This window comes from Delftia sp. ZNC0008, assembly GCF_000799035.1.
Classification (GTDB): Bacteria; Pseudomonadota; Gammaproteobacteria; order Burkholderiales; family Burkholderiaceae_C; genus Comamonas; species Comamonas tsuruhatensis.
Map to the genome: position 1 here is coordinate 1 of NZ_JTKZ01000823.1, position 10,638 is coordinate 10,638.

Here is a 10,638-nt window from a genome sequence, read left to right on the forward strand (position 1 = left end):
CCGCGTGCTGCTCATCCTCCTGCTGCTGGCCGTGCTGTTTGCCATTGCCGCCGTCTGGGGCAACCGGCCCCATGTGCCACAGCGCGAGCCGCAGGCCGTGCACCGCAGCCCCCAGCAGCTGGCCCAAGGCCTGTACCTGGCGCGCGCCGCCGACTGCATGGCCTGCCATGACGGGGTGGGTGGCATGGGTGGCGCCCGGGAAGGCCAGCCCTTTGCGGGCGGCAAGCCCCTGCCCACGCCCTTCGGCACCCTCTACGGCACCAACATCACCCCCGACCCGGACCACGGCATAGGCCGCTGGACGGCCGAGGAATTCCACGCCGCCGTCACCCGCGGCACGGCGCCGGGCGGGCGCCAGCTCTACCCGGCCATGCCCTATGCCTCCTACCACCTGATGAGCCGCGAAGACTCGGACCTGATCTACGGCTACCTGATGAACATCCGGCCCGTGGCCCAGCCCAACACCAAGCCCGCCCTGCCCTTCCCCTTCAACCTGCGCGTGCTGATGTTCGGCTGGAAGACGCTGTTCCTGTCCAGCGCTCCCCTGCCCGTAGGCTCGCAGGGCCAGAGCCCGGCCTGGCTGCGCGGGCAGTACCTGGGCAATGTCATGGGCCACTGCGCCGAATGCCACACGCCGCGCGGCATGTTCGGCCAGATGCAGAAGGACCGCTGGCTGCAGGGCGGCACGCTGTCGCTGTTCACGGCCCCCGGCATCACCGCCGAAGCCCTGGCCGCACGCGGCTGGACGCGCGAGGGCATGGCCCAGTTCCTGCAGACGGGCTTCTCGGCCCACGGCAGCGCCTTCGATGAAATGCACGAGGTCATCGCCAACAGCACCCGGTACCTCACGGCCGAGGACATGACGGCGCTGTCCACCTTCCTGCTGGGCGACAACCCGCCCGCGCCCCAGCCCCTGCCGGCCGCCGTGTCCCCGGATTCCGGCACCGGCAACGGCGCGGGCACGCTGGACGCGGGCCGGGGCCACTACATGGCGCTGTGCGCCAGCTGCCACGGCAGCGAGGGCCTGGGCCGCAGCCTCACCATGCCCCCGCTCAAGGGCAACAGCACCGTGCGCCAGGCCGACGCCCGCAACCTGGTGCTGGCCATCCTCGTCGGCCTGCCCAAGCACCCGGCCACCCAGCAGGGCCCCACGCCCCTGCCCGGCATGCCCGGCTTCATGCAGGAACTGACCGATGGCGAAGTCGCCGCCCTGGCCAACTACACCCGCACGGCCCTGGGCGGCCAGCCTGCCGATGTGACCGCCGCCCAGGTGGCAGACCTGCGCAGCGCAGCTGGAAAGGCCGGGCACAAGGCTGCGCCGTGAAACACCGGCTGTTCTACGGAGCCCAACCCGTATGCCCGTGCCCGCAGCGAAGCGGAGGGTCGCGGACATCCGGGTCGCCTTCTTTGACCTGACCTTTCTTGGCGAATCAAGAAAGGGCAGTCGGCCGCCGGGCCGAGACCCGGCCTCGAAAAACAACCACCCGGCAGGGAGAAATGAGCCCCCCTGCACTCGCTGACAAGCCGGGGGCACAGCCCCAAAACACAAGCCCATTGTTTCCACCACGGAACCAACCGCGTTCCACCACCCTCCTTTGCCAGCCGCCCCTGTCTCCCTAGAGTGAAAGCAAAAGGAGACAAGCATGTTCGAAGCCAATCTATTCCAGGGCCAGCGCGTCCTGATCACCGGGGGCGGCACGGGGCTGGGCCTGGCCATGGCGGCCAAGCTGGCGGAGCTGGGTGCCGAGCTGCACCTGTGCGGCCGGCGGCATTCCGTGGTGCAGCAGGCCTGCGAGATGCTGAGCAACGACACGGGCGCGCAGGCCTTTGCGCATGAACTCGACATTCGCCAGCCCGAGGCCGTGCACACCGTCATCGACCGCATCTGGGCCGAACACGGCCCGCTGACGAGCCTGGTCAACAACGCGGCCGGCAACTTCGTCAGCCGCACCGAGGACCTGAGCATCAACGGCTTCCATGCCATATCGGACATCGTCTTCCGAGGCACCTTCTACGTCACCCAGGCCGTGGGCCGCCGCTGGATCGCCGAAGGGCTGCCGGGCTCGGTGCTGTCCATCGTCGTCACCTGGGTGGACACGGGCTCGCCCTTCGTCGTGCCCTCGGCCATGTCCAAGGCCGGGCTGGACGCCATGACCAAATCGCTGGCCGTGGAATGGGGTCCCAAGCGCATACGGTTCAACGCGATTGCACCGGGCGTGATTCCCACCCAGGGCGCCAGCCAGCGCCTGCGCCCCAGGATCGACGGCAACGAGGACTCGGCCGACCGCCGCCGCCTGGACAACCCCACGCGCCGCCTGGGCACGGGCGAGGACATCGGCAACATGGCCGCCTTCATCCTGGCCCCGGGCAACACCTGGCTCAACGGCCAGACCATCACGCTGGACGGCGGCGACGCCCTGGCCAACGGCGCCTACTTCACCGAATACCAGGCCTGGGACGATGCCGACTGGGCGCGCGCCCGGCAGATGGCCAAGGCCGCCAACCAGCCCAACGTCAACGATGGGGAGCAGGAGGCCACGCCCACATGAGCACCGCCGCCACGCCCCATTCCACCCTGGTCTTCGAACAGCGCACGCTGACCGGCGCCGCCCAGCAGCAGCGCGGCCGCCAGCTGGCCCAGGGCCTGCGCAGCCTGGGCCTGGCCGAAGGCGACGTGCTGGCCGTCTTCCTGCGCAACGGCATCGAATACGCCGACGTGGTCCATGCCTGCCGCATTGCGGGCATCTACTACTGTCCCATCAACTGGCATTTCACGGCCACGGAGATCGACTACATCCTGGCCGACAGCGGCGCCCGCGCCCTCATCACCAGCCAGGACCTGCTCGACGGCCTCAAGGGCGAACTCTATGCGGACCTGCCCCGGCGCGTCGCCCACGCACGCGAGCCGGAGCTGGACTACGAAACCTGGCTGGCCGCCCAGGCACCCTACGACGGCCCGCTGGTCGCGCCGCGCGGCCACATGGCCTATACATCGGGCACCACGGGCCGCCCCAAGGGCGTGCTGCGCAAGGCGTTTCCCGTGGAAGAATTGCCCCGGCGCCTGGCCGTGAACCAGGCGCTGATCGCCACCGCCTACGGCCTGCAGCCCGGCGCGCGCACCCTGCTGACCGCGCCCATCTACCACAGCGCGCCCAGCCTGTACTTCCAGAACGCGCTCATGCTCAGCGAGCTGGTGGTGCTGGAGCAGCGCTTCGACCCCGAGCGCTTCCTGCAGCTGGTGCAGGAGCACCGCATCGACACGGCCTACATGGTGCCCATCATGTACGTGCGCCTGCTCCGGCTGCCGCGCGAGGTGCGCGAGCGCTACGACATCTCCTCGCTGCGCTTCATCGCCTCCACCGGCTCGCCCTGCGCGCCCGAGGTCAAGAAGGCCATGATCGAGTGGATGGGGCCCATCATCAACGAGACCTATGCCTCCAGCGAATCGGGCCTGGTCACCTTCATCGGCTCGGCCGAGGCCCTCACCCACCCCGGCAGCGCGGGCCTGCCGCTGCAGGACGCCGAAGTCCGCATCCTCGACAGGCAGGGCCAGGGCCTGCCCACGGGCGAGGTGGGCCTGATCTACGTGCGCCAGCCCGCCTATGCCGACTTCACCTACAAGGGCAACGAAGAGGCCCGCCGCAAGGTGGACCAGGGCGGCCTCATCACCCTGGGCGACATGGGCTACCTGGACGAAGAAGGCTTTCTCTACGTCTGCGACCGCGACTCGGACATGGTGATCTCCGGCGGCGTGAACATCTACCCGGCCGAGATTGAGAACGAGCTGCTCAAGCACCCCGGCATAGCAGACTGCGCCGTCATCGGCGTGCCCGATGCCGAGTACGGCGAACGGCTGCTGGCCCTGGTCGAGCCCGGCCAGTCAGGCACACTGCCCGAGGCCGAACTGAAAGAATGGCTGCGCGGCCGGCTGGCGGCCTACAAGCTGCCACGCAGCTTCGTCTTCCAGCGCCTGCCCCGCGACGACAACGGAAAGATCGCCAAAAGAAAGCTGCGCGACGCCCACTGGGGCGCGACGCAGCGCAAGATCTGAACCCGCCAACACCGAAAGAGAAGGAGACAACGCATGAACAAGGCCATTGCATTGCTGCTTGCCGCTGCGGCCACCGCAGCCGCAGCCCCCGGGTTCGCCCAGTCCGACTACCCCAGCAAGCCCATCAAGCTCATCGCCCCGTATGCGCCGGGCGGCTCGGTCGACGTTCTCGCCCGCACCCTGGCCACGCACCTGTCCACGGAGCTCAAGCAGTCCGTGGTCGTGGAGAACCGGCCGGGCGCCAACACCATGATTGCCGCCTCGGCCGTGGCGCGCTCGCCGGCCGATGGCTACACCCTGCTGCTGGCCAGCAATGCCAGCATGGTCCTCAACCCCCTGCTCTACAAGAAGCTCAGCTACAACCCCGACCGGGAGCTGAAGCTCACCAACATCCTGGCCGAGGCCCCGCTGGTGCTGGTCACCAACAGCCAGACCGGCATCAAAAACGTGGCCGACCTCAAGGCCTACTCCAAGGCCCACGCGGGCAAGCTCAACTACAGCTCGGTCGGCCTGGGCAACCCGCTGCAGCTGACCACCGAGCTGATCAAGTCCCGCCTGGACGTGGCCGCCACCCACATTCCCTTCAACGGCAGCGCGCCGGCCCTCACCGCCCTCATGGCCAACGACACCCAGCTCATGGTGGACGTGGCCGGCACCTCCCTGCCCCACATCAAGGCCGGCAAGCTGGTGGCCATTGCCACCACCGGGCCCGAGCGCTCGCAGTTCCTGCCGCAGACGCCCACCATTGCCGAATCGGGCGTGCCGGGCTTCAGGGCCTCCACCTGGTTCGGCATTGCCGTGCCCGCAGGCACGCCAGCGGACGCGCGCAACACCTTGCAGGCCGCCGTCAACAAGGTCATGCTCAACCCCGAGTTCGCCAGTGCCCTGGGCAACCAGACCCTGGCCGCCAGAAAGCCCCAGACCCAGGCCCAGCTCGACGACTTCCTGGCCGCTGACGGCCAGATGTGGCGCAAGGTGATCGCGGACAACGCGATTGCGCTGGAGAACTGAAGAACTGGTGAGCCGAGGCGCTAAGGGCCGGGCTCCCCGGCCTGCTCCACGAAGCGCAGCAGGCTGGCCCTGAGGAACTCGGTCATCACCTTGACGGCATGCGAGGGCCGCCGGTCCTCGGCCGTGATGATGTACAGCCTGTCGCCCAGGCCGGACACCGTCCAGTCCGGGCACACGCGCTGCACGGCGCCCGATCGCAGCTCGTCCATCACCATGTAGTTGGGCAAGGTGGCCACGCCGCTGCCCCGGAGCATGGACTGCTTGAGGAAGGGGAAATGCTCGCTGGTGATGCAGGGCTCGCACTTGAGTGCAATCTCCTGCTGCCCCTTTTTCACCGAGACGGCATAGGTCTTGCCGTCGCCGGGCGGCGTCAGCAACACGCCGTGGGGAATCTCGGCGGGGTCGTGGAACGGCCGCGCCTTGGCATAGGCGCTGCTGGCGTACAGGCCAAAGCCCACCGGCCCCAGATCGCGCGCCACCAGGTGCTCCTGCACGTCGCGCGCCACGCGCACGGCCACATCCACCTGGGCGCTCATGGGATCGCTCACCCGGTTGGAGAACAGCACGCGGATGCGCACCTGCGGGTGCCGCTTCTGGAAGGCCAGCAGCATGTCGGCCAGGTACAGCTCGCCCAGGCCCGTGGGAATGCTCAGCCGCACCGAGCCCGTCACCACATGCTGCAGCGCGTCGATGGCGCCCTGCGCCGCCTCCACCTCCTGGATGATGCTGCGCCCATGCTCGTACAGCACCTCGCCCGCCGCCGTCAGCAAAAAGCTGCGCGTCGTGCGGTGCAGCAGGGTCACGCCCAGCGCCGTCTCCAGCGACTTGAGCTCCTTGCTCACCTTGGAGCGCGTGATATCGCGCTTGCGCGCCGCAGCGCTGAGGCTGCGGGCGTCCACGATCTCTACGAAATTGCGGATGAGGTTGATGTCCATGGCTTGAGAGCGGCAGGTCAGGCGGTTCGCCTTGTTCGCGGCCTTGTGCGCGGCCGCAGGCAACGCGCCCGGACCGCCACCCCCGGACTATGGCACCGTCACAACGCCTGGCCCCGCCACCCGTGGGCGCCGGGACACAGGGCTTTCCCCGGTGCCCGCCGCATCAGTCCAGGCTGATCTGCGACGAAGCGGCCACCTGCTTCCAGGTCGTCACATCCTTGAGGATCACCGCGCCGAACTGCTCCGGCGTATTGGCCACCACCGTGCCGCCCAGCTCCGCCAGGCGCTGGCGCAGTTGCGGATCGGCCAGGGCCTGCACGCTGGCCTTGTGCAGCTTGTCGCGGATGTCCTTGGGCAGGCCCTTGGGCGCCAGCAGGCCGTTCCAGGCCTGCACGGCATAGCCGGGCACGCCGGACTCGGCAAAGGTCGGCACATCGGGCAGCTCGCTGCTGCGCTGGGCCGTGGCCACGGCCAGCGGGCGGATCTTGCCGGACTTGATGTGCGGCAGCGAGGCCGGCAGCGGCTCCCACAGCATGGACACCTGGCCGCCGATCAGATCGGTGAAGGCCGGGCCTGCACCGCGGTAGGGCACATGCATGATCTGCACGCCCGCCTTGGCCTTGAACAGCTCCATGGCCAGATGGCCCAGCCCGCCCGCGCCCGAGGACGCATACGACAGATGGCCCGGCTGCGCCTTGGCCAGCGCGATCAGCTCCTTCAGATTCGCCGCCTTGACCGAGGGATGCACGCTGAGCACGCCCGGCACCGTGATCACCTGGGTGATGGGCGTGAAGTCCTTCACCGCGTCATAGGGCAGCTTGGTGTAGACGGCCGGATTCGTGCCGTGCGTGCTGGACGTGGCGCCCAGCAGCGTATAGCCGTCCGGTTTGGCATCGGCCACGAAGCGCGTGCCCAGCGATCCACCGGCACCCGCCTTGTTCTCCACGATCACCGAGGCGCCCAGCACCTTGCCCAGCTGCTGCGCGAACAGGCGGTTCACCACATCGGCCGTGCCGCCGGGCGGGAACGGAACGATCAGGCGGATGGGCTCGGCCGTGGGCCAGCCGGCATCGGCCGCCAGGGCCGACTGCGCGGGCGCCAGGGCGCCCAGGGCCAGGGCCGCCGTGGTTGCAGACAGGCTGCGGATCATGAAATTGCGGCGTTGCATGAGATTTTTCTCCTCGTTGAAATTCTTCGGGACCAGGACCGGCCAGTCACTGGCCAGTGACCCGCCAGTGACCCGCCAGTAACCCGCCAGTCACCGGCCCAGGCGCTCCAGCCAGGCCAGCACCCGGCCCAGCACCTCGTCGCCATTGGTGTCCAGCATGCAGAAATGCGAATTGCCGGTAATGCCTGCGGCCGGCAGGTCCAGCACCTCGGCACGGCCGCCCAGGCGGCGCAGCAGCTGCCAATACACATCGGTCTGCGCGCGGTACTTCTGCCACTGCGGGCTGTGCGCGAAATGGTCGCCCCACACCGCCAGGTGCGGGATGGCCGAGGCAGGCGCGAACGCATCCGCCCCCTCCTGCCCCTGTTGCCCCTGCTGCCCTTCTTGCACCACCGGCATGCCCGTAGGCTCCACCCCCACCACGGCGCGCACCAGGTGCGGCTTGCGGATGGCCGCATGCGCGGCAAAGCCACCGCCCTGGCTGTGGCCCATCACCACACAGGGGCCGAACTGCTCCAGCAGCGCGTCATAGGCCGCCATGGCCATGGCCTCATGCCCCAGCCAGCGCGGCACCATCTGCCGCACCAGGGCACCAAAATTCTCATGCGGAAACCGCTGGCCGACGAAGGGCTCGCCCACACCGCCGCCCGAAGGCGCACCATGGCCTATGCGAAACAGCGTCCACGCCTCCTCGGCACTGCGGAACACGGGCGCCTCGGCATAGATCTCGGGGAACATCGCCCAGCCCGCGCGGCCGCGCTCCACGGCATCGCAGACCACCACGTCATGGCCGGCCTCCAGCAGGCGCCACAGCCAGCCCTGGCGCCCATCGGGCGTGGACTCCCACTGCGCCCCTGTCATGCCGCCGCCGTGCCACAGCAGCACCGGCAGGGGGCTGCGCGGACGCGCCAGCCGGTACTCCATGGCGTACATCTGGCCCACGGCATAGCTGCCATTCATGTCCAGCGGCCGCTCGCCGCCGTTGCGCACCACCTCCCTGTGCTGGATCGGCAGATCCCTCACCGTGCGCTGCGCACCGCCAATGAAATGGCTTTGCATCTTCCTGAGGCAAACTTCAGGCATAACAGGGCTTCTCTCGCATGCCGCCATGCTAGGCATGCCCCGCCTTGGTGCTGTGCCGATTGCGGCGGGGCTGTGCCGGATCAGCACAACCCCATACCCCAAAAACGCATACCACAACCTTCGCCTGCACGAACCAAGCCTCAAATGGCTACAGAACTTTGAGCATAATTCTGTTCCCAGTCCTACTTTTGACTGCGCCCTGTTTTAATTCGGCGAAACAATGAAATAAGTCGGGAAATATTGATACTCAAATCATCTCACAATAATTCCCACGCACCCAAGACCAGCATTCCGAAAAACGCCACCATATTCTCCCACAAAAGGATTCACAAACATGAACAGAATTCAGAAACTATTTTCCAGCACTCACTATCAGATTCTTGAAGAACGGCGCCTTGCACAGATTCTTTCCTCAAATTTCAAGGGAAAGAGGATTCTAGATATTGGTTGTGGCCAAGGAAAATATCTACGATTATTAAAAAACATATCTTCCGAAGTAACCGGGGTCGATGTCAATTCTGTTCAGGTTGAAAACCTCCGCAAAGAAGGATTCAATGCATATACACCCGACAATCTGCCTGCTCAAAAATATGATCTCCTTTTAATGTCTCATATTGTAGAGCACATGGCTCCAGAAGATTTGATTGCTTTCATGGATAACTATCTTGAAATGCTTGAAGAAAATGGAGCACTGCTTCTTCTGACGCCAATGCCGGGCATCAGGTTCTGGCATGACTACACACATATCCGCCCTTACACACCTCAAAGTATCGGGATGATGTTTGGAATTCTAAATGGACCCGTTTCCTTCAAACCAAAAAATAAGTTGATGTTGAATGAGATATGGTTCTTCCGCGATAGCTGGCGCATCCGAAATCACCGATCCTATTATCCATCTCCACAAGGAAATAGAGACACATTCAATCGATACCTTATTCTGACAATCAATATTGTTCTTGCTGGACTGCATGCCATATCAAGAGGCCGCCTGGGAATTCTTGCAAGCTGGGCTGGAATATACCGAAAACTCCCTCTGTCTTGACAAGAGCAGAATTTGCCTTTGGCTTGAAGACGGAGAAACAGCTTGTTGACTCTCAGCATATTAGTCATACGGATTTCTTGATTTGATTATTGAATGAAAGCTTTCATAGTTTCCATTCAAAAATTTGTCATTTTCTAAAATCAAGAAATCCTAATTACTCCATGCTCACTGCGGCACAACAACAGCGCCAAGTCAACGCAATCCAGATTTCTTCGCCTTTGCCATGCACGAACTCAACCTCAAACTGCTGCAGGACCTGCAGGCCCTGGCCGACACCGGCAGCCTCTACAAGGCCGCCGAGCGCCGCCACATCACCCACCCTGCCTTCGGCCGCCGCATCCGCGCGCTGGAGGAATGGGCGGGCACGCCCCTGGTCGAGCGCAGCCACCAGTCCACCACGCTCACGGCCGCCGGCAAGACGCTGCTGGCCTCGGCCCATGAAGTGCTGGGCATCCTGGAGCAAACCCACGGCCTGCTGCAGCGCCCCCACCGCACGCGCGACGAAACCATCACCATCGCGGCCGGCCGCACGCTGTCGCACACCGTCCTGCCGGGCATCATCACCGCCCTCAACCAGGCCATGCCCCAGCTGTGCTGGAAAGTGGTCACCACCAGCCTGGACTACGGCGTGGAAATGCTGCTGCAAGGCAAGGTGGACCTGCTCATGTGCCACGCCCAGCCCGCCATCGAAGGCAGCCTGCAGGGCCACCACCTGGCCTGGCTGCCCGTGGGCCAGGACACGCTGATCCCCGTCAGCATCCCCCTGGTCCCGCAACTGCCCAAATACGCCCTGCCCGCCCACGGCGGCGGCCCGCTGGTGCCCTACCTGGACTACGCGCAAAGCATGTCCCTGGGCAAGATCCTGCGCAGCCACCTGCACGAACTGTGCGACACCACGCGCCTGCGCACCGTCTACGAGGCCGACCTCGCCGACTCCCTGCACGCCATGGTCCACCAGGGCCTGGGCTTGGCCTGGCTGCCGCTCACCCTGGTCAAGACCGACCTGACCGAAGGCCGCCTGGCCCGCGCGGCCGGGCCCGACAAGGACGTGCCCATCAACGTGCGGCTGTACCGCCGGCCTGCGGCGCAGAGCAAGCCGCTCACGCGCAGGGTGTGGGCGGGGTTGGAGAATCTTTATGGGAGGAGTCAGAAGTCGTGAGGCGGGCGGGCCAACCCATGCGACTTCGCTGTTGCGGCTCTGAGCGTCTGTAAATTTGAACGCCGCGCGCACTTGTTCACCCTGCCGGGCGATTGCTTTTCGAGGCCGGGTCTCGGCCCGGCAGCCGACTGCCCTTTCTTGATTCGCCAAGAAAGGTCAGATCAAAGAAGGCGACCCGAATGTCCGCGA

Annotated in this window: 9 protein-coding genes; 6 read left to right on the forward strand and 3 right to left on the reverse strand. The window is 65.8% G+C overall.

Annotation, left to right across the window (positions count from 1 at the left end; genetic code table 11):
• Positions 1 to 4 precede the first annotated feature (4 nt).
• The 4 genes from L995_RS26250 to L995_RS26265 all read left to right on the forward strand — a co-directional run bounded on the left by L995_RS26250 (position 5) and on the right by L995_RS26265 (position 5,062).
• On the forward strand, positions 5 to 1,324 hold the full coding sequence (locus tag L995_RS26250; RefSeq protein ID WP_082001635.1) for a c-type cytochrome: 1,320 nt from the start codon (positions 5 to 7) through the stop codon (positions 1,322 to 1,324).
• A gap of 319 nt (positions 1,325 to 1,643) precedes the next feature.
• Positions 1,644 to 2,549: an SDR family oxidoreductase gene (locus tag L995_RS26255; RefSeq protein WP_047474250.1), complete on the forward strand. Its 906-nt coding sequence runs from the start codon at positions 1,644 to 1,646 to the stop codon at positions 2,547 to 2,549.
• A complete protein-coding gene (locus L995_RS26260; protein ID WP_047474251.1) occupies positions 2,546 to 4,051 on the forward strand; it encodes an acyl-CoA synthetase in 1,506 nt (501 codons plus the stop codon). Before L995_RS26255 ends, L995_RS26260 begins: the two co-directional genes overlap by 4 nt.
• 33 nt (positions 4,052 to 4,084) lie before the next feature.
• Positions 4,085 to 5,062, forward strand: a complete 978-nt coding sequence (locus L995_RS26265; protein WP_012205004.1) for a Bug family tripartite tricarboxylate transporter substrate binding protein — start codon at positions 4,085 to 4,087, stop codon at positions 5,060 to 5,062.
• A gap of 20 nt (positions 5,063 to 5,082) precedes the next feature.
• Here the strand turns inward: L995_RS26265 and L995_RS26270 are convergent, their stop codons facing one another.
• From L995_RS26270 to L995_RS26280, 3 genes are all read right to left on the reverse strand, one after another.
• Positions 5,083 to 5,997, reverse strand: coding sequence for a LysR family transcriptional regulator (locus L995_RS26270; RefSeq protein ID WP_013802854.1), 915 nt, complete (start codon positions 5,995 to 5,997; stop codon positions 5,083 to 5,085).
• Between the two features lie 163 nt (positions 5,998 to 6,160).
• A complete protein-coding gene (locus tag L995_RS26275; RefSeq protein WP_013802855.1) occupies positions 6,161 to 7,165 on the reverse strand; it encodes a tripartite tricarboxylate transporter substrate binding protein BugE in 1,005 nt (334 codons plus the stop codon).
• 90 nt (positions 7,166 to 7,255) lie between these two features.
• Positions 7,256 to 8,224 (reverse strand): alpha/beta fold hydrolase, encoded by a 969-nt coding sequence (locus L995_RS26280; protein WP_047474254.1) that lies wholly within the window; start codon positions 8,222 to 8,224, stop codon positions 7,256 to 7,258.
• Positions 8,225 to 8,582: 358 nt separating this feature from the next.
• Between L995_RS26280 and L995_RS32455 the strand changes: the two genes are divergently transcribed.
• Both L995_RS32455 and L995_RS26285 read left to right on the forward strand, forming a co-directional pair.
• Positions 8,583 to 9,290, forward strand: coding sequence for a class I SAM-dependent methyltransferase (locus L995_RS32455; RefSeq protein WP_082001634.1), 708 nt, complete (start codon positions 8,583 to 8,585; stop codon positions 9,288 to 9,290).
• Between the two features lie 223 nt (positions 9,291 to 9,513).
• Entirely contained in the window at positions 9,514 to 10,449 is a 936-nt protein-coding gene (locus L995_RS26285; protein ID WP_047474256.1) for a LysR family transcriptional regulator, read from the forward strand.
• Positions 10,450 to 10,638: the final 189 nt, after the last annotated feature.